We start from the raw sequence: 26,542 nt of genomic DNA on the forward strand, positions 1-26,542 counted from the left end.
ACCACCGTCGGGCCGGGCCTGGTCAGGTGATCGAGAAGGTCACGATCGACTGGTAGGTGTCGGCGAACATGAACGGCGGCAGCTGGAGCATCGCCGCGCCGCCCACGGCGAACTCGCCGCCGGTCAGCTCCTCACCGCCGGCCGCCTGCGAGGCGACCTTCATCGGGGTGTCCGTGATCGCACCGGGCGCGCCGGCGGTGCAGGTGCTCGGGCTGTCCGGGTTGGTGACGGTGCAGGACGGCTGGATGCCGATCTGCGCCTTCGTCATCGAGTGGCCGGTCGCGGGGTTGAGGAACGGCGTACGGGTCGCCGTCACGTCCCAGCCGAGGGAGCCGCCGCGGAAGTCCTGGACGGTGGCGGCGTTGAACGCGCCGGACACCGACTGGGCCTTGCCGTTGATGGTCACCGAGCCGAAGCTGACGGCCGGCTGGCCGTCCTTCGGACCGAGGGTCAGCGGTCCGGGGAGCACCTCGATGTCCACCGGGTTCCGCACCCCCGCCTGCTGCTCGACGAACACGAACGGCTTGTACGGGGTGACGGAGCCGTCGATCCTGATGGCGTCGGCCTTCTTCGTGACCGTGATGTCGCAGCTCGCGGCGCCCGACGCGGCCGCCGTTCCGGCGCCGGTGTCACCGGTCGCCACGCCCCCGAGCAGGGCCGAGCAGGTCACGGGACCCGCCGGGAAGTTGGCGCCGGTGACGACGACGGCGGTGCCGGCCGCCCCGCTGTTGGGCGTCAGCCTGGTCGTGACCGGGTCCTTGGGCAGGGCCTGGACGGCGATCGCGCCGACCGGCGCGCTGGGCCGGGGGGCCGGTGTACACGTCGTGGTGTAGACCGTGCCGCCCAGGTCGGCGTCCGTGATCACCTGGTCGATCGTGATCTGGACGGTGGTGCCCTCGGTGCCGTCCGGGATGGTGATCGTCCCGCTGAAGGCGGGCGGGTCGGCCTTCTTGCCGGCTTCCTGGTGGCTCGGGACGGCCGGGCTGGTGACCGTCTGGGCGGCCCCGCCGACGAGCAGCTTCGCCTTGATCGTGTTGACCGTGTCGATGGTGAACATCGGGACGACCGGGGTCTCGCCCGGGTCGATGGTGATCGGCACGGTGTCGCCGGCCTTGGCGGTGTCCGGCACCGTGACCGTGTAGTCCTGGTTGCCGTCGGCGCCCGGCTGGGGCGCGGGAGCGACACACTTGACCGGGACCGGAGTGGTCTTGATCGCGGCCTGCGCCGTCCCGGTCAGGGCCACGACGCCGCCCGTCAAGGCCAGGGAAAGGGCGCCCGTCCCGGCCAGCACTTTCCGTCTGAGCGTTCTCGTACTCACTGGGTCGCGACTCCTTCGTCATGACGAACCCCTCCCCCCACCGCTGTGTGGGGGAGGCCGAGCCGGTGCGGATGGCCGTCATTGACGCGTCGCGGTGATGAGAAGTCAATGGCTCGCTTTCGCCCGAAGCGCACAGACATTGATGTCCCATCAGAACTGGTCTGATGGGACATCGGATACCGACTGGTCGGTGAGCGGGCTGCCCGACGGGTGGCGGTTCAGAGGTCGGACGGGGTGCGCAGGAGCAGGTTCGGGGTTCCGGCGGGCAGGCCCGTGATCCCGTCCCGCAGGGCGCCCCGTACCAGGGCCTCGTTGACCTGGGCGGGCGTACGCGCCCTGCCGTCCGCCAGGATCAGCGCGGCGACGCCCGCCGCGTGCGGGGCCGCCATGGAGGTGCCGGAGGCCCGTGCGAGGGCGGTCGGGGTCCCCTTCCAGGCCGAGACGACGGACACGCCGGGCGCCGAGATGTCCACACAGCGGCCGTAGTTGGAGAAGGCCGGCCGCCGGTCGGCGGCATCGGTCGCGCCGACCGTGAGGGCCTGCGCGACGCCCGAGGGCGAGCCGGCGCAGGCGTCCTTGCCGGCGTTCCCGGCGGCCACGGTGAAGGTGATCCCGGCAGAGACCGCCCGGACGACCGCCGCGTCCAGGGCGTAGCTGCGGCTGCCGCCCATGCTCATGTTGGCGACGAACGGGCCGGCGGCCGCCGTGGAGGCGCTCCTCCTCGCGTCCCTCACCATCCAGTCGAGGCCGCGCAGCATGTCCGAAAGGCGCCCCCTGCCACGGCAGTCGGCGACCTTCACCCCGACGAGGGACACCTCCTTCGCGACCCCGTACGTCGCCCCTCCCACGGTTGCCGCGACGTGCGTGCCGTGGCCGTTGCAGTCGGCCGCGCTCTCGAAGAACAGGGCGTTGTAACCGGCGCGGGCGCGGCCGCCGAACTCCTGGTGGAGGGTGTTGATCCCGGTGTCGACGACGTAGACCGTGACGCCCTTCGCCGTGGTCGCGTACGAGTAGGAGCCGTCGAGCGGCAGCTCGGGCTGGTCGATCCGGTCGAGCGGCCAGGGCGCGGACTGCTGGGTCCCGGCGGCCCCCGGTGCTCCGGTGGTGTGGAACCGCGCGTCCGGTTCCACGGAGGCCACCCGGGGATCGGCGGCGAGCGCGGCGGCGCGGGCCGCGGTGGTGCGGACGGCGAAGCCGTCGAGGGCGGTGTCGTAGACCGCCCCGACCTCGTCACCGGAGTCCGCCGCCTCGGCGGCCAGGGCGCGGGTGGCGGCGCGGGGGACGGTGTCCTTGAGGACCACGACGTAGGGGGCGGCGGAGGCGTCGGCGGTATGGGGTGGGAAGGCGGCGGTGGCCGCGAGCAGGGCGGCGGCGGGCAGGAGTGCGGTCAGTGCGGTGTTCATGCCGCCGATGCTCTGGCAGGCGCGGCGGCGGCGCGCGGAGGGTGCGCCGAGTGGCCGCACGACACGCCGCCGGAGGGGGCGGCCGGGTGTCCACGGAACAGGGGCCGACGGAAACCTCCTAGGCCCCACCGGCCAGGAGGGACTTTGACGACACGACCTAAGGGGCGAGGGGCCAGCCGCGCATCGTGAAGAGGCCCTCGTCCTCGGCGCCCGCCGCGTCGTACGTGGCCAGCGCGGCCTCGTCGTCGGAGTCGGCGCCCACCCACATGCCGTAGCAGCCGCGCGTCCTGGCCTCGGCGGCGAGGGCCTCGGTCAGGGCGCGGCCGATCCCGCGCCGCCGGTAGCCCTCGTCCACGGAGAGCTCGTAGAGGCACATCTCGGCACCCTTGTCGGGGTGGATCATCTCGACGCCGGAGACCATCCCGGCGGGTACGCCGTCGACGTAGGCGATCAGCATCACGTGCCCCGGCGAGGCGAGGAACCGCTCGGACCACTCCTCGCGGGCGGGGCCGTCGAAGAGCCCCTCGGCGGCTCGGAGCTCGGCGGCGGTACGGGCGCGGCGGATGTCCATGGGCGTCACGATAGGGCGCGGACGGCGTGTGACCATGCGGGCATGACGCATACGGGTGGGGAATTCGACGCGGCGTGGCGATCGGCTCCGAAGGCGCGGCCGCGGTAGCGGGGCGGGCCGGGACGGCCCTGGCTCCGTCAGGCGGCGCGCACGGCGAGGGCGGCGGCGTACGGGGGCGGTGCCGGGAGGTCCCGCAGGGTCCAGCCCGGGACCGGCGCGGGCGTGGGCGCCGCGCCGACGTAGGGGTCGGTCAGGCCGAGGGCCACACCCGTACCGGTGGCCTTGAGGTAGGCCTCCTTACGGCACCACACCCGGGCCAGCGCCGCCGGGCGGTCCGCCGCCGACAGGGCGGTGAGCTCGGCCGTCTCCTGGGGATGCAGCGCGCTGAGGACGTCGGCGACCGCCCCCGCGCTCGGCATCGCCTCCACGTCGACGCCCACCGGCACCCCGGCGAAGGCGAAGTACGCCATGTCGTCGCTGTGCGAGAGCGAGAAGTGCAGCGCGCCGCCCGCCACGGCGGGCCGGCCGTGCGGGCCGCCGCAGCACGGGCAGTCCTCGCGGACCAGCGTGACCTTCTCCGGCGCCAGCCCCAGGTAGCCGCCGAGCAGCAGCCGCAGCCCGATGTGGGAGGCGAGGTAGCTGCGCCGGTCGCCCTCCCGCAGCAGCCGTGCGGCCCGGTCCCGCTCGGTGGCGTCCAGCAGTTCCACGGCTCCGTCGACCGCGTGGCCGCCGATCACCGTGCGCGTGGTGTCCAGGGACCACACGGCCGCGGCATCGCCGCCCACGGGGAGCGCGCCGATCCGCGGTGTGTCACCGCCCAGTTGATTCACGTAGTCGATCACCGGACGAGCGTAGACGAGGCGGCCGCCGGTCCGATTACCCTCATGCGGGATTCACCGCGAACAGCTCCAGGGGGAACACACCGTGCACAGTGCCGTCGTGACACCGCAAGGCGACCGGATCCGGTGGGTCGAACTTCCGGGGGAGGAGCCGACCCGGGTCTACCTGCACGGACTCGGCTCGACCTCGCCCGCGTATTTCTCGGCCAGCGCCGTGCACCCGCTGCTGGCCGGACGGCGGTCGCTGCTGGTCGATCTGCTGGGGCACGGGCACAGCGACCGGCCCGAGGACTTCACGTACACCCTGGAGGCGCACGCGGACGCCTTGGCGTCGGCGCTCACCGAAGCCCGCGCCGAGGGGGCCGAGTTGATCGCGCACAGCATGGGCGGCGCGGTGGCCATCGTGCTGGCGGCCCGCCACCCCCGACTGGTCTCCCGCCTGGTCCTGATCGACGCCAATCTGGACCCGCTGCCGCGCACACCCGCCGCGGCGGGCAGCAGCGGCCTCGCCTCCTACACGGAGGAGGAGTTCCTGGCCGGGGGCTGGGCCGAGGTGCGCGACCGGGTCGGCGCGCACTGGTGGTCGACCATGCGGCTGGCCGGCCGCACCGCCCTGCACCGCAGCGCCGTGCACCTTGCCGCGGGGACGACGCCCACCATGCGGGAACTGCTGCTGGAGCTGAAGATCCCACGCGACTTCCTGTTCCCGGCGTCCGACGGATCTCCCGCCGGGACGGACGCCCTGGAGGCCGCCGGAGTCCGCGTCGTGCCCGTCCCGGACTGCGGGCACAACATCATGCTGGACAACCCGGACGGCTTCGCCCGGGCCGCGGCCACGGCCCTCGCGCGCTGAATCCCGTACGGAGCGCCCTCGTTGCGGTCGCCCGCCCTACTGGTCAGCCGTGTGCCGCCCGGGATGTGGTCCGGGCGGCCGGGGTGCCGTCGTCCCCCGTCGTCGTGCCCGGCGACGGCGTCCCGGTGGAGGGGGCCTGGCGGAGGCGGCCTGGCGGAGGGCTGCCTTCCGCCCCGGCACCCGGGCGGCGCGCCGCGTGACAGGTTGCGCCAGGAGTAAAAGATCTGGCCACCCTCTAGGCCAACGACGTACGCTCCGGCGGGAGTTGACCGGTCGACCGGTCAACCGGCCCGTCCTGTCACGCCCCGTTCCGCTCCGTCCCGGAGGTCTGTCATGCGCCGTCGTCTCGCCCCCCTTCTCGCGTCCGCCGCAGGCCTGCTCCTCCTCGCGACCCCGGCCTCGGCCGCTCCGGCGGACAAGCCGCAGGTGCTAAGCAGTTGGACGCAGACCAGCGCGACGAGCTACAACGCCTGGGTCACGGCGCGCGGAAACCAGGGCAGCTGGTCCGCGTACGGCTTCGTCTGGACGACCGACTACTGCAGCAGCTCCCCGGACAACCCCTTCGGCTTCCCCTTCCAGACGTCCTGTGCCCGCCATGACTTCGGCTACCGCAACTACAAGGCGGCGGGTACCTTCTCGGCGAACAAGTCCAGGCTGGACGACGCCTTCTACGCGGACCTCAAGCGGGTCTGCTCGCGGTACTCGGGCGGGACGAAGACCTCCTGCGACAGCACCGCCTGGACGTACTACCAGGCGGTCAGGGCCTTCGGCGTCTCCCCGGAGAACGCCCCGGAGAACGCCCCGGAGCCCGCCACGGCCCCGTCCGCCTGACCCACCCACCTCCTCGGGCGAGGCGCGTAACGCTCCGGTCGGCGAAGATGGTGGGGTCACCGTCCAGAGCACGTGAGGAGCGTCCGCGCAGATGCCCACTTCCGGGTCCGGCTCAAGGCCACCGACGATCGCCGATGTCGCACGGGTCGCCGGGGTGTCGCGCACGACGGTCTCGCACGCCCTCAACGGGCTCGGCAAGGTCGACCCCCGGACGCGGGAGCGCATCAAGCAGGTGGCCGCCGAGCTCGGATACCGGCCGAACCTGCGGGCCCAGCGGCTGCGGCGGGGCCAGGCCAAGGCCATCGCGCTCGCCTCTTCCATGCCGTTCGCGGTGGCCGGGGGGCCGTCCCGGCTCGGGTTCTACATGGAGATCGCCGCAGCCGCCGCCGAGAGCGCGCTGCTGCACGACTACGCGCTCGTGCTCGTACCGCCCGTGCAGTCCGGTTCGGGCCTGCACTCCGTCGACATCGACGGGGCCATCCTCGTCGAGCCCGACGTCGACGACATGGCCGCCGCCCATCTGAAGGAGCGCGGGCTGCCGTACGTCGCGCTCGGCAGGCCCGTGTCGCCGGACGAGGACGCGCCGTACGTCGATCTGCGCGGCGGGCTCGTCGCCGAGCTGCTCCTCGCCCATCTGCGCGAGCAGGGTGCCAGGCGGCCGGCGCTGCTCATCGGATCCGGCGCACGGCACTCGTCGGTCGACGCGCGCGCCGCGTACGAGCGCCTCGCCGAGGAGCACGGCTGGGCGCCGATCGTGGCGACCGCCCCCGAGACGGGCGGCGAACAGGCCGGCTACGAGCGCTGTGCGGCCCTGCTCACCGAGCACCCGCGGATCGACGCCGTCTGCGCCCTCGTGGACGCCTTCGCGGTGGGTGCGGTACGGGCGATCCGGGACAGCGGGCGCACCGTGCCCGAGGACGTCATGGTCGTCACCCGGTACGACGGACTGCGCGCCCGCACCTGCGAGCCGCCGCTCACGGCCGTCGACCTCCACCTGGACCGGGCGGCGTCCGACGCGGTGGAGCTGCTGCTCGGCCGGCTGCGCGGCGACGTGACCACCGGCGCGGTGGTCACGTCGCCCGAGCCCCGGGTGATCGCGCGTGCGTCGTCGCTGAGGATCACAGCCCGAGCATGAGGACCAGCCCGGAGACCAGCGCGAACACGAGCACGAACAGGCGCATTCTGCGCGCGTCCATCCGGTGGTGCACCAGGCGGCTCAGCCACGCTCCGGCGGCGATCGCCGGGAGCAGCAGGGCCGCCCAGCCCAGATCTTCCGGCTGACCCGCCCCCGTCGCGAACAGCAGCCCCAGCGACGCCACTTCGCCGACCAAGAAGCAGAGGGCGACGGTGGAGCGCAGCTCGGCGGGCGGCCGGTGCTGGTAGACCAGCGCGAGCGGCGGACCGCCGATGCCGGTCGCGGTCTCCGTCAGCCCGGTGACCGCGCCCGCGGCGACATAGGCGATCCGGCCGGGGGTGAACGCCGGTGCGGCGAGACTCACGACCGCCGCCAGGACGGTGGCGATGCCCACGAACAGGCCGAGGCTGCGGTCCGGGATCAGCCAGAGCAGCGCCAGTCCGCCGGGGGTGGCGGCGAGCCGCGCCACGGTGATCCAGCCCGCGCCGCGCAGATCGAGCGAGGCGCGTTCGCGCCAGGCGACGTAAAGGTTGAGCGGGATCATCGAGGCCAGGACGAACACCGGGAGCAGGCCGGGATCGAGTATCCCGGCCACGGGCGCGACGATCAGGGCGAAACCGAGCCCGCTGCCGCCCTGGACGAACGCGGCGACGGCCACCGTGACGGCCAGGACCACCAGTGTCTCGGTACTCACAGTGCGGCGCTCCCCGCGCGTGCCGCGGTGGAGGTGGGGTGCACGCGGACGATGGGCGCCCTTTCCACGGCGGCACGGGCCAGTTCGGCCGCCTGCCGTACCAGTGCCGGGCCGTCCCAGGTGGTGGGCAGGCCGTGCCACAGGCGCATGCGGCCGGCGACGAAGACGGCGGTGATCTGGTCGCGGTTGCCGCGCCGTACCAGCTCCCACGGCAGGTCCCAGGAGAGCGCGAGCTCCGGGTTGGTGACGTCGACGAGGAGGAAGTCGGCGGCCAGACCCTCGGCGATGGTGCCGGTACGGGCGCCCAGGCCGGCGGCGTCGGCGCCGCCGCGCGTGGCGTGCTCCAGCCAGGTCCACCCGGCGCCGCACGACGAGTCGCCGGTGATCAGGCCGTACGCGAGGCGCTGGGCGAATTCGGCGGCCTCGGCGAGCCGGAATCCGTCGCCGCGCGTGCCGTCGGTGCCGAGCCCGAAGCGGATCCCGCGCTCGGCCATGGCCGTGGCCGGGGCCACGGCGTTGCCCTTCCAGGCGCTGGCGACGGGGTTGTAGCTGACGGCGGTCCCGGTGTCGGCGAGCAGGGTCAGCTCGCGGGGGGTGAGCAGGGTGGCGTGCGCGGCGAGCAGTTGCGGCCCGAGCGCGCCGAGGTGGTGCAGGTATTCGAGCGGGCGCAGGCCGTGCCGTATGAGGGAGCGTTCGACACCGGCCAGGTGCTCGTTGACGTGGATCTGCACGGTGGCTCCGGCCTCGGCGGCGAGGCGGGCCGTGTGCTGGAGGGTCGCGGCGGTGGCCGCCTCGGGGATGGAGACGGCGAGGGAGGGGTGGACGAGCGGGTCGCCGTCGTACCGGGAGAGGTGCTTCTCGGCGGCTCGCAGGACGGAGGGTCCCGCGTCGTTCCCGCCGTCGGCGGTGTCGTCGGCGTCGTTGCAGACGAGTCCGAGCACGCAGCGGATCCCGGCGTCGCGGGTCGCGGAGGCGACGACGTCGACGTCCACGTCGGCGCGGGTGCCCGCGTCGGTGACGGTGGTGAATCCGCCGCGCAGGGCCTCCAGGGCCGCCAGCTTCGCCGCCGCGTACGCCGATTCCTCGTCCAGCGCGCCCTCCAGCGGGACCCACACCCGCCGGAAGATCTCCGACGGCTCCCCGAACGCGAGCGCGGAGCCGAAGCTCTGCGTGAGGTGGTGGTGGGCGTCGACGAAGCCGGGCATCAGGAGGTGGCCGGGCAACGGCACGGCGTCGAGGTGGGGATGTGCGCGCCGGAGTTCCTCGGCGGGGCCCACGGCGCGGAACGAGCCGTCGGCGACGACGACCCCGTAGCCGTCGAGGGGCCCTTCGGGCAGCAGGACGGCGTCCGGCACGAGGAGGAGCGGACCGGGGCCGTCCAGGAGGTCGCGGGTGAGCTGGTTCATCGGTCGCTTTCCGTACGGGTGGTGGCTGGGCGGCGGGCGGCCAGGCGGGTGGCGACCGCCGGTCTGACGTGGTGGAAGAGGACGTTGAGGACGGCCGCCACGAACGCGCCGACGGCGACGCCGCTTTCGAGGAGGATGCGCAGGTTCGGCGGGAAGCCCGCGTACACACCGGGGATGAGGATGGGAAGCAGGCCGAGCGCGAGGGCGACGGCGCAGATGAAGGTGCTGGTGTGCCGGTCGAGGTCCGACCGGCCGAGCATCTGCACCCCGAGCACGGTGATCACGGCGAAGACGACCATGGCCGTGCCTCCGATGACCGCGGACGGGATGACGCTGATCGCGCGGGTCACGGGCGCGAGGAAGCCGATGACGACGAGGACCACTCCGGCCGCGGCGGTGACGTAGCGGCTGCGTACGCCGGTGACGCGGACGATGCCGATGTTCTCGCCGCTCGTCACCATCAGCGGCAGTCCGAAGAATCCGCCGAAGAGGGAGGTCAGCGCGTCACCGCGGACGGTCTTGGGGACGTCGGTGCGCTGGTCGATCTCCTTGCCGACGGCCTCGGCGTTGATGACGGTCTGGCCGGTCGCCTCCGCCATGGAGGCGAGGCTGTAGAGCATCAGAGGCAGGGCGGCGAGCAGGTTGAACTCCGGTGAGCCGAACGGCATCAGCTGCGGCGCGGTGAACAGGCCGCCGTCGGCGGCGCGGCCGAAGTCGACGGCACCGAGCACTGCTGCCAGGGCGGTGCCGGCGAGCAGACCGAGCATGACCGCGAGCTGGCGCAGGATGCCGGTGAAGAGCAGGTAGAAGACGACCGTGAAGCCGATCGTCGCCATGCCGAGCGCGAGGTTCGTGGTGTCGGCGAAGCCCGGCTGGCCGGGGCGGCCGGTGACGAGGACGGCGCCGACCTTCACCAGGTTGACGCCCACGATGACGATCATCGTGCCGATGACCAGGGCCGGGAAGAAGACGAGCAGCCGCGAGAAGACCGGCAGGACGACGAAGTAGAAGACGGCCGTGAGGATGACCGCGCCGGTGGCCGTCCGCAGGCCGTGCTGCTCGGCGATGGCGAGGAAGAGGATGAGCGGCGCGCCGCCCGGCAGCATCACGAAGGGCAGCCGGGGCCCGAACTTCCACGGCCCGAGCGACTGGATCAGGGATCCGACGCCGGAGAGGACGAAGGCCGCGGAGAGCAGGTTGACGGTCAGACCGGGGTCGAGGCGCAGGGTGGCGCTCATCAGGAAGATCGCCGAGATCGGCGTGGCGGCCATGACGAGGACGTGCTGGACCCCGAAGAGGAGGATCCGGCCGAGGGGCCGGGACTCGTCGACGGGGTGGACCGGCTGGGGCGCCGGTGGCTGTTCCGTGGTGGGAAGGGTCTGGGGGTGGGGACGGGACACGTGTGAGCTCCGTTCGGCGTTCGGCACGCTCGGGTTCAGCCGCGATCCGGCCCTGGACGGAGAGCCAAGCGATGAGGCCAAATCGATTTGGCCGCCAGTATGTGAGGCTGGATGGCGAGCGTCAAGGGGTGCGGCAACCGGGTGAAACCGGCCCGGTGTGGAGGGCGGTCGGGCTGGGCACGTGGCCGATTCACGCCGTACGGGACGGAGCGAACGGGAAGGGCGGCCTTTTGGCTGGTCGTTCGGAGCGGTCGGAGCGGTCGATCGCTGATCGCTGCCCAAACGTCCGGTGCCGGGCGACACCCCCGGCCGTACGCACGCACGCCCGCGCGGAACCCCGTCGTCCGTGGTCAGATGACGTCGTCGCAGCCGCGGACGCCCGGAACCGCTCCCTCCCGCAAGGGCGGATCAGGTCAGGATGTCCCGTTCGTCTCCCGTGCCGTCCTCGGACCAGCCGCCCTCGTCCTCGTCGAGGTCCGAAGGCTCCGGAAGCGGCGGCAGCCGCAGGTCGCCCGGCACGGGACCGTCGTCGAGCCGGCGCGCGAAGCGGTGGACGCGCACCCGCAGGTGCATGCGGCGGGAGTCCTTGCCGAGTCGGCGCCGTTGCCGCCTGCCGTCCTCGTCGTCGTCCAACTCCTGGAACCTGCGCCGGGCCTCCCAGAAGGCGCGTTCCTGGTCCGCCACCTCTTCACCCGGCGAGGAAGGTGTCGCACTGCTCTCGTCATCGGGGCTCATGCCGTCCACAGTGCCACACGCCGCAGGGCAACCCGCTGGCCGAAAGGTGCTGTTGACGCCTCCGAAAGAGCTGTCCTAGCGTCCGCCGAGGTGCAGCTGCTCCACCCCGCAAGGTCTTTTCCCGACAAGCGACGGAGGTATGAGCACATGCGTGAATCCAGCGTGGACATCGAACTGACCGTGGACGACCGGATCGACCAGAGCGAACTGGTCGGCTTCGAGGAGATCGAGAGCCCCGACGCCGACGTGGTGAGCATGGGTGACGCCAGCTACACCAAGATGCTCGGCCGCATCTGGTCCTGATCCGCTGATCCGCTGATCCCGGGGCGGCGGTGCGCTCAGGCACATCGCCGCCCTCCGGTACCCAAGGGGGTTGGATGCTTCTGCTCAGCGATCTGCCCGTACTCGACGAGTGCGACCACGTGTACGTCGCCGGCGGAGGTCCGTCCGGGGAGTGTCTGAGGCTCAACGCCACGGCCTCGCGGCTGTGGCGCACCGCCGTCGGTTCCCTCGACGAGGCGGGACTTGCCGAACTGCCCGTCCCGACCCGGCTGTTCATCGAGCGCATGGTGGACCGCGGAGTGCTGCGCTGGCAGGCGGTGACGCCATGACCATCGCCCTCGTCAACCCTTCCGTGGGGTACTCCGACCGTCGCAAGTCCAAGCCGATCGGCCTCGCCTACATCGGCGCCTACCTGGAGCGGCACGGCTTCGACGCCACCGGCTTCGACTTCGGGGACAGCCCCGTCGCCCCGGACGCGCTCTGCGCCAAGCACCACCTCGACCGCTTCGAGACCGTCGGCTTCTCCGTCTACAACGAGTCCCTCGACGCCACCCTGGAACACGCGGCCTGGGTCAAGGCGCGCAACCCCGAGGCGCTGATCGTGCTCGGCGGCCCGCACGCCACCGCCGTCCACACCGACATCCTGCGCGATTGCCCCGACGTCGACGTGGTCGTACGGCGCGAGGGCGAGAAGCCGATGCTCGACCTGGCCCGCCTGCGCCGGGACTCCTGGCTGGACATTCCCGGCACCACCGTGCGGACCCCTTCCGGCGAGATCCGGGTCAACATCGACTCGCCGTTCATCGACGACCTCGACGCCCTGCCCTTCCCCGACTTCCCGTTCGTCTCCGACTCGGGCTATCCGCCCCTGACGTACTTCGACTCCGCCAAGGGCACCCTGCTGTCGGCGCTCGCCGTCAACTCCAGTCGCAGCTGCCCGTACAACTGCTCCTTCTGCGGGGTGCTGACCATCGGCCGCAAGTACCGCATGCGGACGGGGGAGTCCGTGGTCGCCGAGGTGGACCACTTCCGCAAGGCCGACGGGCTCGACCACAAGCACGTCTACTTCAGCGACGCCAACTTCTACGTCTACCCCAAGCGGGCCCTGCGGATCGTCCAGGCGCTGCACGCCTACGACCCGGAGATCACCTTCAGCTTCGGTACCCGCGTCAACCAGCTCATCAAACACCAGGACTATCTGCCCGCTCTCAAGGAGTGCGGCCTGCGCTTCGTCGAACTGGGCATCGAGAGCGCCTCGCCGGACGTGCTCAAGCGGCTGTCCAAGGGAGTCGACCCCGCCGACAACCTCGCGGGGATCAAGCTCCTGGAGCGCCACGGGCTCGGCGTCTCCCTCGACTTCATCATGATCGACCCGGAGACCACCCTCACCGACCTCCGCGCCAACCAGGCCTTCCTCAAGGCGGGCGGCTTCTACGACTACGTACCGCACGAGCACCTCTACACCCACCTCGTGCTGTACGCGGGCACACCGATCCGCACGTACTACGAGGAGCGGCGCGGAACCACCTTCGGCATGTCCGAGCTCCCGCCGATCGAGTCCCTGATCGAGGACCCCGCGACCGCCCGCGTGCACGAGGCCCTGGTCTGGTTCCGCGGCGCCTACCAGCCGGCCGTCGACCTGGTCCTCGCCGCGGCGGAGGCCCTGCTCCAGGCCCGTGCCCGGCACCGGCGCGACCACCCGGTGACCCGTGGCGAACTCGATCTCCAACTGGACGTGGTGGCCCTGCGCCACGCGCCCAACCTGTTCTTCGACCGGCTCCTGGACGACTGCGAGGCCCACGGTGGCGAAGGCGCCGCGGACTTCGCGGCGCTGGTCCCGCACGCGGGCGTCGGCGGGCCGGACCTCGACGGGCTGCTGCTGCGCGCGGCCGAGCGGATCGACGCCCTGGCGACCGCCTCCGGCGGCCCCTCCGTCGTCGCCTCGCTCTCCGGAGGCGCCGGCTCCTCCGATGTCTCCGGGCCCTCCGACGTCGCCGACCGGACGGCCCACCTCCTGCACGCCACGTCCCGATCCCTGAACGGAGTGACACCCGATGGCTCCTGAGACGCTCGTCGCCGCGGCGGCGGCGACGACCCTCCCGGACCGGACCGGACGCCCTGTGCTCGGTCTCAGCACGGACTCGATGACCGAACGGGACCTGGCCGCCGAAGCCGTACGCCGTACGCGGCGGCCGGTCACGGCCTTCAGCGCCGCCGCGCTGTGCGGACAGGACGAACTCGTCGAGGAGCTGAAGCGGTTCGGCACGGAGAACGAGCTCTCCATCTACTTCCACGCACTCGACCTGGACCTCGCCGGCATCGACCCGGTCGACCCCGGCATGGTCCGGCAGATCGCCGAGTACGCCAGGGAGCTCGGATCCCCGTGGATCACCACCGACTTCGCGATGTGGGTCCTGGGCGGCGAGAAGCTGATCGAGAACATGGTCCCCGTGCCGCTGACCGCGGAAGCCGTCGACTGGGTCGCCGACCGCACCAAGCTCATCCAGGACATCGCCCAGATGCCGGTGGTCGGCGAGAATCCGCCCTACCCCGTGCTCGTCGGCGACCTCGACATCCTCACCCTCATGGGGCGGATCGCCGAACGCGCAGACTGCGGCCTGTGCATGGACATCGGCCACCTCTACATCCTGCGTCGGCAGCGCGGCCTGTCCGTCGATCTGCCCGAGGACGCCGACTTCCCGTGGGAGCGGGTGGTGGAGGCGCATGTCTCCGGCATCACCTGCCGGGAGTTCGGCGCGTACGAACTCGTCCAGGACCAGCACAAATGGCCCGTGGACGAGCCGGTGTGGCGGACCGCCGAGATCCTGATGCCGAAGATGACCCGACTCCAGGCCCTCATCGGGGAGTCGGAGGGCATGAGGACCGGCGATCTCGTCGCGAAGCTGGAACGGATGGACGACTGCCTGGAAGCGGTGACCTGGTGACGACGAATCCGGTACACCCGTACGTGACCCAGATGCGGGAGCTGTGGCACGACTTCTACGGGCCCGCTCCCGCCGCCTACGAGGGCGACCCCGGCATGGCGGTGGACCGCTCCACGCGCGCGGCGATGGTCCTCCAGCGCCTCACCGGTGCGCTGCCCGCCACCACCCGGATCTACTGCGGCCTGCGCTCCGACGCCATGGACGCCTTCCTCGGCAGCGAGCACTGGCACGACCGCAAGGCGCCCGAGGGCTCCCTCTTCCCCGACGCCTCCTCCACGGCGTCGGTGTTCGCCGCCTTCCTGGAGAAGGACTGGCTGCCCGGCACCGAACCCTGGACCAGGGAGATCGCCCGCTACGAGTTCGACGTGCTGTGGGGCCGGCCGGCACAGCCCACCCAGGCGGCCCGGGAGCGGGACCTGCGGCTGCCCGACGGAGCGTGGGTGGCGCCCTGCGTCTACGACGTGCCCGAGTACGCGGGCCGGCTGCGGGAGGCGTGCGCGGGTTACCCGTGGCCGGACGCCGTGCGTCACACCCGGCCCCGCGCCCGGGCCTTCGCCACGCTCACCCTGCGCACGGACGGCGGCCTGCGCCGGATCCATCTGCGCGACGCCACCTGCGCGGCGCTGCGTCCCCTGTGGGACGAGGGGGCCCCGTTCGACGGGACTCCGGAGCAGGAGCGGGTCCTCGCGGAGGCGGCCCGGAGGGAGCTGGTGGTGCCATGCGCACCGTGACCGGGTCGACGCAGCCCGGGCAGGCGCCCCTGGTGGGCTTCAGCTGGGACATGACCTCCGAGCACGATCGGCTCGCGCCGTACGCGGCCCGGCTCACCGGCCCGGACCGGGCGTTCATGGTGGGCCCGTACGCGCGGGACCTGGAGACCGTCGAGCGGGCCGTACGGTTCTGCGAGGAACACGACCTGGTGCCGCTGCTGCACACCCTCGACCTCGACCTGTGCGGGCTCGACCCCGTCGACGACGTCCTGGTGAAGCGGCTCGGCGAGGCGGCCCGCCGGCTCGGTGTCGAGTGGGTCACCACCGACCTGGCGATGTGGACCAAGGACGGCGAGTCCCTGGTCGAGGCGCTGGTGCCGATGCCGTGGGTGGCGGAGGCCGTCGACTACGTCGTCCCGCGGATCGAGCGGATGCAGGAACTGCTCGGTGTGCGGGTGGCGGTGGAGAACTCCAGTTACGCGTACGTCGTCGGGGACGCCAACCCCTTCACCCTCCAGTGCGAGATCGCGCGCCGCGCGGACGCCGTCGTGGTCTACGACGTCGGACACCATCTGATCGCCTCCCGGGTCAGCGGCATCGGCACCGAGGACCTGATGCCGGACGACTACGCCTGGGACCTGGTCGTCGAGTCGCACCTGTCGGGGGTCACCGTGCTCGCCGCCGGCGACGGCCGGCTGACGGCGGACGACCAGCACGCGGCCCCGATCAGCGAGGAGCTGTGGCTGCTCGCCCGCCGGTACATGCCGAAGGCACGCGCACTGCGGGCCATGGTCGCCGAGTCGGAGGGCATCCACGGCGAGGACCTGGTGGCGAAGGTCGGGCGGATGGCCGACGAGGTGCGGATCTGGCGCGGCGAAAGGGCACCGGCATGAGCGGTACCGGCACGAGCGGTACGTACGAGCGGACCGTGCGCGGGCTGTGGGAGGCGCTGTACGAGACCGAGGACACCCGGGAGGTGCCGGCCTGGGTACGCAATCCGCAGGGGTTCCGGCTCGAACGCGCCCGTCGGCTCGCCGCCGTCGCCGCGGCGGTCTCGGCGCGGCTGCCGACCGCGGCCTTCCTGTGCCTCGGCGGCGAAGGAACCCCGGCGCTCGGCACGTTCCTGACCAGCGCCGCCTGGCAGGGGCGGGACCGGGAGCCGGGCGCGGACTTCCCGCCCGGAGCCTGCACCGCGCGGGCCTTCGCCGCGCACCTGGAGGACAAGGGCTGGCCCGAGGGGCGGCCCGAGTGGCAGTGGGAGCTGGCCAGCGCCGACCTGGACCTCGCCTACCGGCCGCCGGTCCCGTCCGACCGGGCCCGGCAGGCCGGGATCGTGCCCGCGCCGGGAACGCGGCTGCGGATCAGCCCGTACGACACCGTGGACTACGCCCGGCGTGTCGCCCTGAAGAAGCAGCAGATGCCGTGGTCGCTGGTGCTCGACGCGGTACGGCCGGTGGCCCGGGTCACCGCCCTGCTGGTCCCGGGCGGCGGTCCCGGTGCGGGCCGCACCCTCGTGCTGCACGACGAGGAGGCCGTCGCGGTCGCCTGGCTCGTCCGCCAGCCGCGCGTCCACGAACGCGTCCCCACCGGCGAACCCTCAGCCGCGCTGGCGGCCAGGCTCGTCGAGGTGGGCGCGTTCGTCCGCGTCCCTCCGCAGGAGGACGGCCGGGTGTCCGGGTGACCGACGTGGACGTACGTCCCGAGGAGACACCGCCCGCGCCCGGCGCCGGTGCGTACGGGGCCGACGAGGCGGCCGTGGAGCGGGCGGTCGAACTCCTGCGGTCCGCCGACCTCGGGCTGATCGGTGACGACCCGCAGCGCCGGGAGCTGGTCGCGCTGCTGCGGTCGGTCGCGGGGGTGCCCGGGGGCGCCCCTCCGGCGCGGGCCGTGCCCCTGGAGCCGGACGGGCTGGCCGACCCCGGTGCGCTGCCGGAGATCCTCGACGCCTGGGCACGGGCGACCGGGGCACGACCGGACGCGTACCGGCAGGACCGGCGCGGGTTCCTGCGCGGGGACCATCTCGGCCGCGCCCTCTCGCCCCGCACCCTCGTGCGGGCGGCCGTGGCCCGGCTGCGGGCACTCGGCGCGCTCCCCGTCGACCACCGCCTCTCACTGGTGTGGACACGGGACCAGCCCTCGGCGACCTTTCCGCTGCGCATCCCCGACCGGTCGGCGATCGCCCTGCCCGACCGGCCCGTGGCGCTGTGCGCCCAGTACGTTCACCACGAACTCGGCCACGCGATGGAGCTCGCCTGGCGTCCGCCCGGTCTGCGGCTGGCCGAGCGGTGGCGGGTCGCGGAGACCGTCGTGGAGTGGGTCGCGATGACGGTGGAGAGCCTCTCGCTCTCCCCGGAGTGGCTCGTCGGCCTCGGCGCCGACCCGGAGACGGCCCGCCGCACCGTCGAGCACTGCCGCCACGAGGACCGCTATACGCGCGCGCTCACCGCGCTGATCCTGCGCTCCCCAGGAGCGGAGGAGGTACGCGCGCTCACCTCCGGTCTGGTCGATCCCGAGCACATCCGCGAGGAGGCCGCACGCTCCGACTACTGGCGCACGGTCGCCCACGGCCGGCAGCGGGCCGACCGCACGATCGGCGCGTTCACCGCCCGCTGGGGAGAGCGGTGGTGGGACCGGCCGGAGAGCTGGCGGCAGCTGCGCGCGGACGTCGCCGCGCACGGGACGCGGGAGCCGCGAGAGGAGGACCGCTGATGGCCGGCGAAGCCACCGCGCCGGGGTTCCAGCCGGTCATCGACCACACGCACTGTCCGTACGCCCGCGCTTCCAGCTGGCTGCACTCCGACACCGCCGACGAACGGCTGACCGTCGCCGAACACCTCGACCGGGCGCTGCCGCGGCTCCGGGAAGCCCTCGTCGAGGTGGCGGCGGACCGCGCCGACGGATTCGTCCTCGAACTGCCCGGACGGCTCGGGCAGGACGTGGAGACGCTCCGGGAGTCGGCGCTCGACGTCCTGCGCGGGCTGGCCGCGCGGTCCAGCACGCCGTCCGAGGTCACCATGGCCGATCTGGAGGATCCGGCCTGGTGGTTCCGGTTCGACGAGGAACGGCTGTTCACGGTCGCCTTCGGCTCCTGTTTCGGCACGGACCACACCCGATACGCATTCGGAGCGAAAGGTTTCTTTCTCCTGTTCCAGCACCAGTCGGCGTTCTCACGCCGCCATCCCGAGGGAATCCCGATGCGCTTGCGGGAGAGGATCCGCGACGCCTTCGACGCGGCGGGCCGCGCCTACCGGTACGACATGGGCGTCGTCCCCGCGCTCGGCACCGGCGTCCCCGGTCGGGAGGGAGCGGCGTGAAGGACTCCCGCCGCGCGACCGTCAGGGCGTATCTCGGCCTGACCGGCCTCGACTTCTTCGGCGACATGTGTCTCACCGTCACCTCCGTGCTGCTGCTGACCCAGCTCGGGCTCAGCAGCGGCACGGTCGTGACGCTGATCGCCTCCGTCTGGGTCCTGGAGGCGCTCCTCGAAGTGCCCACCGGGGTCTTCGCGGACGCGATCGGCCGTCGGGCCTCGGTACTGACCGGATTCCTGGTGCGGGCCGTCGGCTACTCGATGCTCTTCTTCTCCGCGAGCCCCTCCGTGGCCGTCGCGGGCACCCTGATCGCCGCCGTGGGCACGCCGTTCGCCTCCGGCAGCCTGGACGCCTGGGCCGTCGACCGGCTGCACCGGGACGACCCCGACGCCAACCTCGACGCGCTCTTCGCGCGCGGGCGGATCGCCGAGAACGCGGGCATCGTGACCGGCACGGTGGTGGGCGCGGCCGCCGGCCAGTTCCTGGGCCTCGCCGTGCCCCAACTGCTCGCCGGTGCCGCCTGCCTGGCCGGGGCGGTGTGCACGGTGGTCCTGCTGCGCGCGGAGCCCTCACCGTCCCACCCCGTGCGCGGGGGCGCGGTACGGCGGGAGCTGGCCGCCGCCTCGCTCGACGCGCTGCGCGGCTGCGGCAGGGCACTGGGCACGGACCGGCTGCTGGCCGGACTGCTGCTCGGGATCGCCGCCCTCTGTCTCTTCCGGGCCCTGCCCGGCGTGCAGTGGACCGTCCACTTCGATGTGGTGACCGGCGGCTCGCTGGTCCTGATGGCGGTGGCCCGGTGCGCCGGTGACCTGCTGCAGATCCCGCTGCTGGAGGTGGTGGCGCGCAAGGTGGGCGCCGAGCCCGGGCTCCGGGCGCGGATCGTGGTGACGGCCGCGGCGGCCGCCGGACTTTGTCTGGCCGGGGCGGCGGTGGCCGGCTCCGGCTGGACGGGGATTCCGCTGTACATCGGGTTCGTCATGGCGGCCGGGCTGTGCATGCCGGGTCTGAAGGCGGCCGTGAACGAGCGGGTGCCCGCGCAGGGCCGCGCCACCATGCTGTCGGCCGGTGGCCTGTTCAACTCGCTGGCCAGCGGTCTGGGTCTGTACGTCATGGGCGGCCTGGGCATCGGCCTCGCCGAGGTCTCGGGCGTGTGGGCGTTCGCGGCGGCCGGAACGGTCGTGGCCGGTGCGTTCACGGCCTGGTGCTGTGCGCGCTCGGTCGCGGCCCGTCCTGTCCGACGGGACGAGGTGAGGGAGGAGAGTGGCTCCGATGGCGTCGGCGCTGCCTGATCCGCCGCTACCGATCGATCCACCGGTACCGATCGCCCTCGCGGCCGGGCCCGAGGAACTGGCCCGTACCGCCCTCGGACCGGTCTTCCAGCCGTATCTCCGGGACTACATCGGGGACTCCGTGGGCCGTGCAGGCCCCTCGGCCGCGATCTGCCCGTTCGTCCGCAGGGCGCTGGAGAGCCGGGCGATGTACTACACGGAGGTACGGGTCGAGGCCACGACCCCGCCCCTCGACGTGGCGCGGGTGCTGATCCGCCACCTCGTCTGGTTCGACGGCGTCTCCCGTGCCCCCGCGGACCAACACCCCGGCTTGGTGGTCGCCTTCCCCGGCCCGGCGGAGCCGCTGCTGCCGGTGCTCGCCGCCGCGCACCGGTCCGTGCGGGCGGCCGTCCTGGCGCGAGGCTGCACTTCGGGGCTGTTCCACGCGGACCCGCCGGACCCGCAGGACGCACGTCACCCGGAACCCGGCTACTTCACCGCGCCCGCACCCTTCTACGTCCTGCGCCGGATCATCCCGGCCGACCTCCAGCTGGCGCTGCGGGTCCCGGGCATGTTCCCGGCGTACCACCGCCTCCACGCGCCCGAGGCCCGCCGCACCCGGCTGCGGACCTCGGAGGCGGAACGGCGCTGGCGCCGGGCGTGCGAGGAGCACGGCCTGGAGCCCTGAGGGCTGTCCATCGCCCCCGGCCGGCAAAAAGACCCTCCCGAAGGAGGGTCCGGTGCTGTACGACGTAAAGTGCCCCCGGCAGGACTCGAACCTGCGGCCAAGTGCTTAGAAGGCACCTGCTCTATCCACTGAGCTACGGGGGCCGGAAGGTGGCCGTGGTGGCCTGGAGCCCCGGGGTGGGGGTGGGGCTGCGGTCCGTGCCGGGTCAAGGATAGGGCTCCGGTGGCCTTGTCCCGGTTGCTTCCCTCGCGTGCCACGATGTGGAGGTTCGGTGAAGCGGTCCCGATAATCGCAGGCAGGTGCGATTCGCGCACCGCTTTTGCGCCGCGGCGGCCTGGGTGTTGTGCACTCGTTATGCCTGCGTCCCACTCGTCCGTCGTGTCCAGGATGTCCCTCTGGAGTAGCGCTCGGCGCGCAGAGGGCGTATAAGCTTCAAAAATGGGCTTAAATTGGGCATTCTTCGCATGTGGTGACCTTGGATGTTCGGCCTCAGCTGCTCGATGCCCTGTCCGCCCTGCGCGACCGGGTCGCGTCCGTGCGTCTGCCGCTGCCCCTGCCCGGCGCCCCGCGGGCGCGCCAGACCAGAGCCGAGCTGCTCGCGCAGCTCGACGACTACCTCGTACCCCGGCTGAAGGCGCCCGAGGCGCCGCTGCTCGCCGTCGTCGGCGGGTCCACCGGGGCCGGTAAGTCCACCCTCGTCAATTCCCTCGTCGGCCGACAGGTCAGCGAAGCCGGAGTGCTGCGTCCCACGACGCGCACACCGGTGCTTGTCTGCCATCCGGATGATCATCACTGGTTCGCCGGGATGCGCATCCTGCCCGACCTGATGCGCGTCTGGGTGCCGCAGGGGGAGGAGGAGGTCCTCGCGACACCGAAGAAGAACGCCCCCCGGGGCAAGAACCACCGCGTCGCGACCCGCGAGCTGCGGATCGAGACCATCTCCACCCTCCCGCGCGGACTCGCCATTCTCGACGCCCCCGACATCGACTCCCTCGTGGTCGAGAACCGGACGCTCGCCGCCGAGCTCATCTGCGCCGCCGACGTCTGGGTCATGGTCACCACCGCCTCGCGGTACGCCGACGCAGTCCCCTGGCATCTGTTGCGCACCGCCAAGCAGTACAACGCCACCCTGGTCACCGTCCTCGACCGGGTCCCGCACCAGGTGCTCGCCGACGTCTCGCGGCAGTACGGGGCACTGCTGACCAGGGCTGGGCTGGGCGACGTACCGCGGTTCACGGTGCCGGAACTGCCCGAGTCGGCCGGCGGGGGCGGGCTGCTGCCGGCCAGTGCCGTCGCGCCGCTGCTCGCCTGGCTCACCCATCACGCCCAGGATCCGGCCGCCCGCCAGTACGCCGTCGGGCGGACCGCGCTCGGCGCGCTCGACTCCCTCGGACGGCGGATGCCGGAACTGGCCTCCGCCGTCGCCGCGCAGTACGCCGCCTCCGTACGGCTGACCTCGGCCGTCGAGGACGCGTACCGGCGGGAGGGCAAGCGCGTCCGCAACCGCCTCGACCGCGGCGCCGTCCTCGCCGGGGACGCCCTGACCCGGTGGCGCGGCTACCCCCTCGACACCAGCGCCGACGAACTGCTGGACTCCCTCGCCGAATCGCTCACCGCGCTGCTCCAGTGCGCCGTCGCCGCGGCGGACGAGCGCATCGCCGACGCCTGGCGGCGCGAGCCGGCCGCCGGGGCCGTGCCGCTGCCGGCGCCCGACCGGGAAGCGGGGGACCGCATCGGCATGGCCGTACGCCGCTGGCGGCGCGTGCTGGAGGAACTCGCCGAGGAGGAGGTCGCCGGGCTCGACAAGCAGCCCGCGCCCGACGCCGACGGCGTCGCGGCCCTCCTCGTCGCCGCCCTCCTGGGCGGCAAGCGGGCCCGCCCGGCGGGGGAGAAGCTGGCCGAGCGGATCGGCGTACAGGCCGCCGTACGCCTGCGCGACCGGGGCGGGGAGCTGGTCGGCGAACACCTCGACCAGGTGCTGCGCGCCGAACGGGACCGCCGGCTCGCCCCCCTGGAAGCCCTCGAAGTGACCCCGGAACCACAGGCCGAGCTGATTGCCGCGCTGTCCGTACTGCAGAAGGAGAGGTGACGCGGTGACCGCCCTGACCGACCGCGACCGCACCGAGGACCGCTGGGACGACGGATTCATCGCACGCTCGCGCCACCGGACGAACGGCAAGGCAGGACAGGGAGGTCCGGGCGGCGGCGACCTCGAAGGCGACCTCGGCGAAGAGGACCGCGACGAGGAACGGGACGCGGAGCGCGACGAGGGCGACGAGGCGCTCGTACGGGCCGTCTCCGGCGCCGCGAACGGCGGCGGCAAGGCCCCCGCGCCCCCGCTCAGCCCCGAGGCGCGGGCCCTGCGCACGCGCCTCGAAGCGCTGCGCCAACTGGTCGGACTGTCGCGCACCCGTCTCGACGGCAAGACCCTGGCCGAGGCCGGCCGGGTACTGGACGAGGCCGCGGCGCGCCGCGGACTGTCCTCGCAGCACACGGTCGTCGCCATCGCCGGAGCCACCGGAAGCGGCAAGTCCACGCTCTTCAATTCACTCGCCGGAGTGCAGATCTCCGAGACCGGCCTGCGCCGCCCGACCACCGCCGCGCCCATCGCGTGCAGTTGGTCGGACGGGGCCGCCGGACTGCTGGACCGGCTGGAGATCCCCGGGCGGCTGCGGCGCCGGCCCCGCGAGACCTCGGAGGCCGAGGCGTTGCGCGGGATGGTCCTCGTGGACCTGCCCGACCTGGATTCGGCGGTCGTCGCGCACCGGGACCACGTGGACCGGGTGCTGGCACTGGTCGACGCGGTGGTGTGGGTCGTGGATCCGGAGAAGTACGCCGACGCCGTCCTGCACGAGCGGTACTTGCGCCCGCTGGCCGGGCACGCGGAGGTGACGTTCGTCGTACTGAACCAGGTGGACCGGCTGCCCGGCGAGGCCGCCGATCTCGTACTGGACGACCTGCGCCGGCTGTTGGACGACGACGGGATCGCGCTCGGCGAGCACGGTGAGCCCGGGGCCACCGTGCTCGGATTGTCCGCTCTGACGGGTGAGGGCGTCGGGGAACTGCGCGAGCTGCTCGGACAGTTCACCCAGGAGAAGGGTGCCGCGAACCGGCGGATCTCCGCCGACGTCGACCGGGCCGCCGTACGCCTGCGGCCGCTCTACGTCGCCGACGGGCACGCGGGGCCCGAGATCGGGGAGGTGGCGCGCGCCGAGTTCGAGGACCGGCTCGCGGAGGCGGTCGGGGCGTACGCGGCCGGCCTCGCGGCCGAGCGTGCCTGGCGGCGCAACGCCGGTAAGGCCTGCGGCACGCCGTGGCTGCGGTTGTGGCGGTGGTACGAGAGCCGGCGCGCCCCGCGCTCACTGTCGGGGCTGGCCGCCCTGGCAGCGATCGGACGTTCCCCGGCGGTGGCCGCCGAGGCGCCGGTCGAGGAGGAGGTGACCGCCCGGCAGCGGGTGGAGCAGGCCGTACGGACGGTCGCGGACGAGGCGGTCATCGGGCTGCCCGACCCCTGGGCGCAGGCCGTACGGGAGACCGCGGTGCGCGGCGCCGACCGGCTGCCGGAGGCGCTGGACGAGCTGGCCGTCACCCTCGGCCCGGCCGTCGCCGGGCCCACCACCAAGCCGCCGCGGCCGGCGTGGTGGCCCGCGGCGGTGCTGGCGCAGGCGGCCATGACCTTGGTGCAGATCTTCGGCGGGCTGTGGCTGGTCGGGCAGATCATCGGGGTCCTGGAGCCGAAGCTGATGCCGCCGGTGCTGTTCATGGTGGCGGGCATCATCGGCGGGCCGCTGGTGGAGTGGGCCTGCTCGATCGCGGCACGCGGCCCGGCCCGGCGCTACGGGCAGGACGCGGAGCGGCGGCTGCGGCAGGCGGCGGCGGGATGCGGGCGGGCCCGGGTCCTGGAGCCGGTGGCGGCGGAGCTGCTGCGCTACCGGGAGGTGCGTGAGCAGTACGCGGCGGTGGCGAAGTTGTCCACAACCCGCCAGTAATCCACAGGCCCGAGCGGAGAGCGGCGGCCCGGGTCAGCATGGTCGTACCTCGTGCGGATGATCCACACGGGTACGGATACGGGACGCGGGAGGGCAGCCGGGATGAACGACACGATGGTGACGCTGGTGGGGCACGTGGCGACCCAGATCGACTTCAGGGAGACGCCGACCGGTCCGTCGGCGAGGTTCCGCTTCGCGGTGCAGCCACGGTACTTCGACCGGCGGTCGGCGGCCTGGACGGACGGGACGACCAGCTTCTACACGGTGTGGGCGAAGCGGACGCTGGCGGTGAATCTGGCCAGTTCCGTCTCGGTGGGGGAGCCGCTCGTCGTGCACGGGAGGCTGCGCGTCAGGGAGGATCCACCCGACGGTGAGGGCGTCCGGTGGTTCTCGGCCGAAATCGACGCGGTCGCCGCCGGGCACGATCTGAACCGGGGGACGGCGGCCTTCCGGCGGGTCGTCAAGACGGACACCCCGCTGATGGCCACTCAGAAGGCGGCGGTGGTCTGAGTGTTCGAGGCGGTTAGGATTCCCCGGTACTCACGGGCACCTGGGTCTTTGGCCCGAAGGGGAAGACTGTGTCGATCGCTGTTCCCGCATCCTCCGCAACCTCCACGTCCTTTGAACCCGCCGCATCCGCCGCGCTCTCAGCTTCCATCGCTTCCGTCGCGGCCCCGCCGGGAGCTTCGTCCGCGTCCGCATCCGGCGCGCCCGGCGCCGGGCCGGCCGCCGGGCCACCCCCCGCCGGCTCCTCCGGCAGATCGGCGGGCCCGGTGGTTCCGCTTACTGCTCCGCCCGCTGTCGCGGTTCCTGTTCCTGTTCTGGTTCCGGTTCCCCTCCCCCCTGCCGCCTCTGCCGCCTCGGGGGCGGTACGGGGCTCCGTGCGGCGACCGCTGGCGGTGGCCCTCCTGGCCGCGGCCCTCACCGCCGCGCCGGGGGCCCGGGCGGCGGCGGACTCCGACCCGGCGGCCGGACGGACGGCCGAGGGCGCGAGCGCCGTGCTCGACGGGCTGAAGACGTACGGGCAGGCGGTCCTGCGCACCGGGGACGGGTCGGTCCGGCAGATCCCGGCCGGGCTCTACGAGATGCGGGTCGACGGCGGGGGCATGCTCCAGACGTACGGGGTCGGGGTGGCGGGCTACTCGCAGCCCCAGGTCCGGTACACCGAGAGCGGGTGGAGCGGCAGCCCCCTCGGCGGGAACACCGAAGCCGGCCGCATCCGCTGGGTCCTGGAGCACTCCTATCCGCAGCTCAACGATCTGGCCGGGCTCGCCGAGGCGGCCGGAGCCGGTTCGCTGACCGCCGAGAGCGCGGCGGCCGGTACCCAGGTGGCGATCTGGCGGCTGTCGGACGGGGCACAGGTGGAGGCCGCGGACCCGGAGGCGGAGCTGCTGGCCGACTACCTCCAGCGGGAGGCGGGCCGCCTGCCGGAACCGCCGGCGTCGCTGGGGCTCGACCCCGGCCAGGTGTCCGGGCCCGTCGCGGGGCCGGTCGGCAGCCGGATCGGTCCGGTCACCGTACGGACGGGAGCGCAGAGCGTGACCGTCGTCCCGGACGCGGCGGCCGTGGCCATGGGCGTGCGGGTGGTGGACGCGGAAGGGCGGCCGGTCGACTCGGCGGCCAACGGCAGCCGGCTGTACTTCGAGGTGCCCCCGGGCACGCCGGACGGGAGGGCCTCGATCACCGTCCAGGGCTCCACCAAGGTGCCGGTCGGGCGGGTCTTCACCAGCGGGATCCCGGCCGAGGCGCAGATCGTGGCCGGGTCCAGCGAGTCGGCGGCCGTCGCCGGAGCCACGGCGGTCTGGCCGGAGCCGTCGGCGGCCCCGGCGGGCACCGTGAACGCGATGGGCGGTGCGGCCGAGGCGCTGGTGTCGGCCGACACCGCCGAGGCCGCGCCGGAAACCCCGGAGGAGGAGCGGCTGGCCTCCAGCGGCAGCTCCGCCGCCACCCCCGTGATCGCCTCGCTGGCGGTGGGGCTGGTGGTGCTGGGCGGCATGGTGGTCCTGCTGCTGCGCAAGCGGCCGCTCGACGGTGAGGGCAGTGAGTTCGGTGAGTTCAATGGGGAGGGGGAGGAGCGGAAGGCGTAGGGACCGGGCGCGGTGCGGGCGGCGCGAGCGCGGGCTGACCGGCAGGACAACCCCGGGGAGGGGTGAAGCGCCGGAGG

General features: G+C 73.2%; 26 protein-coding genes and 1 tRNA gene. 18 read left to right on the top strand and 9 right to left on the bottom strand.

Annotated features, from left to right (window positions below; translation table 11 throughout):
• Positions 1 to 22: 22 nt before the first annotated feature.
• From ACWDYJ_RS07670 to ACWDYJ_RS07685, 4 genes are all read right to left on the bottom strand, one after another.
• Positions 23 to 1,318 (bottom strand): hypothetical protein, encoded by a 1,296-nt coding sequence (locus ACWDYJ_RS07670; RefSeq protein WP_451564563.1) that lies wholly within the window; start codon positions 1,316 to 1,318, stop codon positions 23 to 25.
• Between the two features lie 218 nt (positions 1,319 to 1,536).
• The gene (locus ACWDYJ_RS07675; protein WP_451564564.1) at positions 1,537 to 2,721 is read right to left on the bottom strand and encodes a S8 family peptidase; all 1,185 of its coding nucleotides are present in this window, start codon (positions 2,719 to 2,721) and stop codon (positions 1,537 to 1,539) included.
• 157 nt (positions 2,722 to 2,878) lie between these two features.
• A complete protein-coding gene (locus ACWDYJ_RS07680) occupies positions 2,879 to 3,292 on the bottom strand; it encodes a GNAT family N-acetyltransferase (RefSeq protein ID WP_451564565.1) in 414 nt (137 codons plus the stop codon).
• A 137-nt stretch (positions 3,293 to 3,429) separates the two neighbouring features.
• Entirely contained in the window at positions 3,430 to 4,134 is a 705-nt protein-coding gene (locus tag ACWDYJ_RS07685) for a 4'-phosphopantetheinyl transferase family protein (RefSeq protein WP_451564566.1), read from the bottom strand.
• Positions 4,135 to 4,216: 82 nt separating this feature from the next.
• On the opposite strand from ACWDYJ_RS07685, the gene ACWDYJ_RS07690 reads away from it, so the two are divergent.
• From ACWDYJ_RS07690 to ACWDYJ_RS07700, 3 genes are all read left to right on the top strand, one after another.
• Positions 4,217 to 4,984 (top strand): alpha/beta fold hydrolase, encoded by a 768-nt coding sequence (locus tag ACWDYJ_RS07690; protein ID WP_451564567.1) that lies wholly within the window; start codon positions 4,217 to 4,219, stop codon positions 4,982 to 4,984.
• 333 nt (positions 4,985 to 5,317) lie between these two features.
• Complete coding sequence (locus ACWDYJ_RS07695; protein ID WP_451564568.1) at positions 5,318 to 5,815, top strand: phospholipase; 498 nt, start codon at positions 5,318 to 5,320, stop codon at positions 5,813 to 5,815.
• 91 nt (positions 5,816 to 5,906) lie between these two features.
• Positions 5,907 to 6,950: a LacI family DNA-binding transcriptional regulator gene (locus tag ACWDYJ_RS07700; RefSeq protein WP_451564569.1), complete on the top strand. Its 1,044-nt coding sequence runs from the start codon at positions 5,907 to 5,909 to the stop codon at positions 6,948 to 6,950.
• On the opposite strand, the gene ACWDYJ_RS07705 is transcribed toward ACWDYJ_RS07700, so the two are convergent.
• The 4 genes from ACWDYJ_RS07705 to ACWDYJ_RS07720 all read right to left on the bottom strand — a co-directional run bounded on the left by ACWDYJ_RS07705 (position 6,934) and on the right by ACWDYJ_RS07720 (position 11,185).
• Positions 6,934 to 7,644 carry a sulfite exporter TauE/SafE family protein gene (locus tag ACWDYJ_RS07705; protein WP_451564570.1) on the bottom strand — a complete coding sequence of 237 codons (711 nt, stop codon included), beginning with the start codon at positions 7,642 to 7,644 and terminating at the stop codon, positions 6,934 to 6,936. The two genes, ACWDYJ_RS07700 and ACWDYJ_RS07705, sit on opposite strands and share 17 nt — an antisense overlap.
• Positions 7,641 to 9,050 (bottom strand): amidohydrolase family protein, encoded by a 1,410-nt coding sequence (locus ACWDYJ_RS07710; protein ID WP_451564571.1) that lies wholly within the window; start codon positions 9,048 to 9,050, stop codon positions 7,641 to 7,643. Before ACWDYJ_RS07710 ends, ACWDYJ_RS07705 begins: the two co-directional genes overlap by 4 nt.
• Positions 9,047 to 10,450 carry a uracil-xanthine permease family protein gene (locus ACWDYJ_RS07715; RefSeq protein ID WP_451564572.1) on the bottom strand — a complete coding sequence of 468 codons (1,404 nt, stop codon included), beginning with the start codon at positions 10,448 to 10,450 and terminating at the stop codon, positions 9,047 to 9,049. Before ACWDYJ_RS07715 ends, ACWDYJ_RS07710 begins: the two co-directional genes overlap by 4 nt.
• A gap of 408 nt (positions 10,451 to 10,858) precedes the next feature.
• Positions 10,859 to 11,185, bottom strand: coding sequence for a hypothetical protein (locus ACWDYJ_RS07720; protein WP_451564573.1), 327 nt, complete (start codon positions 11,183 to 11,185; stop codon positions 10,859 to 10,861).
• A gap of 147 nt (positions 11,186 to 11,332) precedes the next feature.
• Here ACWDYJ_RS07720 and ACWDYJ_RS07725 point away from each other — a divergent pair, with 147 nt between their 5' ends.
• The 11 genes from ACWDYJ_RS07725 to ACWDYJ_RS07775 all read left to right on the top strand — a co-directional run bounded on the left by ACWDYJ_RS07725 (position 11,333) and on the right by ACWDYJ_RS07775 (position 20,389).
• On the top strand, positions 11,333 to 11,488 hold the full coding sequence (locus ACWDYJ_RS07725) for a hypothetical protein (RefSeq protein WP_451564574.1): 156 nt from the start codon (positions 11,333 to 11,335) through the stop codon (positions 11,486 to 11,488).
• A 74-nt stretch (positions 11,489 to 11,562) separates the two neighbouring features.
• Entirely contained in the window at positions 11,563 to 11,796 is a 234-nt protein-coding gene (locus ACWDYJ_RS07730) for a hypothetical protein (RefSeq protein WP_451564575.1), read from the top strand.
• The gene (locus tag ACWDYJ_RS07735; RefSeq protein ID WP_451564576.1) at positions 11,793 to 13,532 is read left to right on the top strand and encodes a B12-binding domain-containing radical SAM protein; all 1,740 of its coding nucleotides are present in this window, start codon (positions 11,793 to 11,795) and stop codon (positions 13,530 to 13,532) included. The genes ACWDYJ_RS07730 and ACWDYJ_RS07735 overlap by 4 nt, the downstream gene beginning before the upstream one ends.
• Positions 13,522 to 14,412, top strand: a complete 891-nt coding sequence (locus ACWDYJ_RS07740) for a multinuclear nonheme iron-dependent oxidase (protein ID WP_451564577.1) — start codon at positions 13,522 to 13,524, stop codon at positions 14,410 to 14,412. Before ACWDYJ_RS07735 ends, ACWDYJ_RS07740 begins: the two co-directional genes overlap by 11 nt.
• Positions 14,409 to 15,143, top strand: coding sequence for a hypothetical protein (locus ACWDYJ_RS07745; protein WP_451564578.1), 735 nt, complete (start codon positions 14,409 to 14,411; stop codon positions 15,141 to 15,143). Before ACWDYJ_RS07740 ends, ACWDYJ_RS07745 begins: the two co-directional genes overlap by 4 nt.
• On the top strand, positions 15,131 to 16,015 hold the full coding sequence (locus tag ACWDYJ_RS07750; protein WP_451564579.1) for a multinuclear nonheme iron-dependent oxidase: 885 nt from the start codon (positions 15,131 to 15,133) through the stop codon (positions 16,013 to 16,015). Before ACWDYJ_RS07745 ends, ACWDYJ_RS07750 begins: the two co-directional genes overlap by 13 nt.
• Positions 16,012 to 16,803 carry a hypothetical protein gene (locus ACWDYJ_RS07755; protein ID WP_451564580.1) on the top strand — a complete coding sequence of 264 codons (792 nt, stop codon included), beginning with the start codon at positions 16,012 to 16,014 and terminating at the stop codon, positions 16,801 to 16,803. Before ACWDYJ_RS07750 ends, ACWDYJ_RS07755 begins: the two co-directional genes overlap by 4 nt.
• Positions 16,800 to 17,831, top strand: coding sequence for a hypothetical protein (locus ACWDYJ_RS07760; protein ID WP_451564581.1), 1,032 nt, complete (start codon positions 16,800 to 16,802; stop codon positions 17,829 to 17,831). The genes ACWDYJ_RS07755 and ACWDYJ_RS07760 overlap by 4 nt, the downstream gene beginning before the upstream one ends.
• Positions 17,831 to 18,436, top strand: coding sequence for a hypothetical protein (locus tag ACWDYJ_RS07765; RefSeq protein ID WP_451564582.1), 606 nt, complete (start codon positions 17,831 to 17,833; stop codon positions 18,434 to 18,436). The genes ACWDYJ_RS07760 and ACWDYJ_RS07765 overlap by 1 nt, the downstream gene beginning before the upstream one ends.
• On the top strand, positions 18,433 to 19,722 hold the full coding sequence (locus ACWDYJ_RS07770; protein ID WP_451564583.1) for an MFS transporter: 1,290 nt from the start codon (positions 18,433 to 18,435) through the stop codon (positions 19,720 to 19,722). The genes ACWDYJ_RS07765 and ACWDYJ_RS07770 overlap by 4 nt, the downstream gene beginning before the upstream one ends.
• Positions 19,703 to 20,389, top strand: a complete 687-nt coding sequence (locus ACWDYJ_RS07775) for a DUF6875 domain-containing protein (protein WP_451564584.1) — start codon at positions 19,703 to 19,705, stop codon at positions 20,387 to 20,389. Before ACWDYJ_RS07770 ends, ACWDYJ_RS07775 begins: the two co-directional genes overlap by 20 nt.
• A gap of 70 nt (positions 20,390 to 20,459) precedes the next feature.
• On the opposite strand, the gene ACWDYJ_RS07780 is transcribed toward ACWDYJ_RS07775, so the two are convergent.
• Positions 20,460 to 20,532: transfer RNA gene (locus ACWDYJ_RS07780), tRNA-Arg, on the bottom strand.
• Between the two features lie 332 nt (positions 20,533 to 20,864).
• On the opposite strand from ACWDYJ_RS07780, the gene ACWDYJ_RS07785 reads away from it, so the two are divergent.
• From ACWDYJ_RS07785 to ACWDYJ_RS07800, 4 genes are all read left to right on the top strand, one after another.
• On the top strand, positions 20,865 to 22,478 hold the full coding sequence (locus ACWDYJ_RS07785) for a dynamin family protein (RefSeq protein ID WP_451564585.1): 1,614 nt from the start codon (positions 20,865 to 20,867) through the stop codon (positions 22,476 to 22,478).
• A gap of 4 nt (positions 22,479 to 22,482) precedes the next feature.
• Complete coding sequence (locus tag ACWDYJ_RS07790; RefSeq protein ID WP_451564586.1) at positions 22,483 to 24,378, top strand: GTPase; 1,896 nt, start codon at positions 22,483 to 22,485, stop codon at positions 24,376 to 24,378.
• A gap of 102 nt (positions 24,379 to 24,480) precedes the next feature.
• Positions 24,481 to 24,888, top strand: coding sequence for a single-stranded DNA-binding protein (locus ACWDYJ_RS07795; RefSeq protein ID WP_451564587.1), 408 nt, complete (start codon positions 24,481 to 24,483; stop codon positions 24,886 to 24,888).
• A gap of 371 nt (positions 24,889 to 25,259) precedes the next feature.
• The gene (locus tag ACWDYJ_RS07800; protein ID WP_451564588.1) at positions 25,260 to 26,465 is read left to right on the top strand and encodes a TQXA domain-containing protein; all 1,206 of its coding nucleotides are present in this window, start codon (positions 25,260 to 25,262) and stop codon (positions 26,463 to 26,465) included.
• Positions 26,466 to 26,542 lie beyond the last annotated feature (77 nt).

This window comes from Streptomyces sp. NPDC003042, assembly GCF_053591315.1.

What these genes read in the sequence shown, in the direction of transcription:
- ACWDYJ_RS07675 (WP_451564564.1), bottom strand. Translation starts at nt 2,721, where the DNA reads ATGAACACCGCACTGACCGCACTCCTGCCCGCCGCCGCCCTGCTCGCG.
- ACWDYJ_RS07680 (WP_451564565.1), bottom strand. Translation starts at nt 3,292, where the DNA reads ATGGACATCCGCCGCGCCCGTACCGCCGCCGAGCTCCGAGCCGCCGAG.
- ACWDYJ_RS07695 (WP_451564568.1), top strand. Translation starts at nt 5,318, where the DNA reads ATGCGCCGTCGTCTCGCCCCCCTTCTCGCGTCCGCCGCAGGCCTGCTC.
- ACWDYJ_RS07700 (WP_451564569.1), top strand. Translation starts at nt 5,907, where the DNA reads ATGCCCACTTCCGGGTCCGGCTCAAGGCCACCGACGATCGCCGATGTC.
- ACWDYJ_RS07710 (WP_451564571.1), bottom strand. Translation starts at nt 9,050, where the DNA reads ATGAACCAGCTCACCCGCGACCTCCTGGACGGCCCCGGTCCGCTCCTC.
- ACWDYJ_RS07720 (WP_451564573.1), bottom strand. Translation starts at nt 11,185, where the DNA reads ATGAGCCCCGATGACGAGAGCAGTGCGACACCTTCCTCGCCGGGTGAA.
- ACWDYJ_RS07725 (WP_451564574.1), top strand. Translation starts at nt 11,333, where the DNA reads ATGCGTGAATCCAGCGTGGACATCGAACTGACCGTGGACGACCGGATC.
- ACWDYJ_RS07730 (WP_451564575.1), top strand. Translation starts at nt 11,563, where the DNA reads ATGCTTCTGCTCAGCGATCTGCCCGTACTCGACGAGTGCGACCACGTG.
- ACWDYJ_RS07735 (WP_451564576.1), top strand. Translation starts at nt 11,793, where the DNA reads ATGACCATCGCCCTCGTCAACCCTTCCGTGGGGTACTCCGACCGTCGC.
- ACWDYJ_RS07740 (WP_451564577.1), top strand. Translation starts at nt 13,522, where the DNA reads ATGGCTCCTGAGACGCTCGTCGCCGCGGCGGCGGCGACGACCCTCCCG.
- ACWDYJ_RS07750 (WP_451564579.1), top strand. Translation starts at nt 15,131, where the DNA reads ATGCGCACCGTGACCGGGTCGACGCAGCCCGGGCAGGCGCCCCTGGTG.
- ACWDYJ_RS07755 (WP_451564580.1), top strand. Translation starts at nt 16,012, where the DNA reads ATGAGCGGTACCGGCACGAGCGGTACGTACGAGCGGACCGTGCGCGGG.
- ACWDYJ_RS07765 (WP_451564582.1), top strand. Translation starts at nt 17,831, where the DNA reads ATGGCCGGCGAAGCCACCGCGCCGGGGTTCCAGCCGGTCATCGACCAC.
- ACWDYJ_RS07775 (WP_451564584.1), top strand. Translation starts at nt 19,703, where the DNA reads ATGGCGTCGGCGCTGCCTGATCCGCCGCTACCGATCGATCCACCGGTA.
- ACWDYJ_RS07795 (WP_451564587.1), top strand. Translation starts at nt 24,481, where the DNA reads ATGAACGACACGATGGTGACGCTGGTGGGGCACGTGGCGACCCAGATC.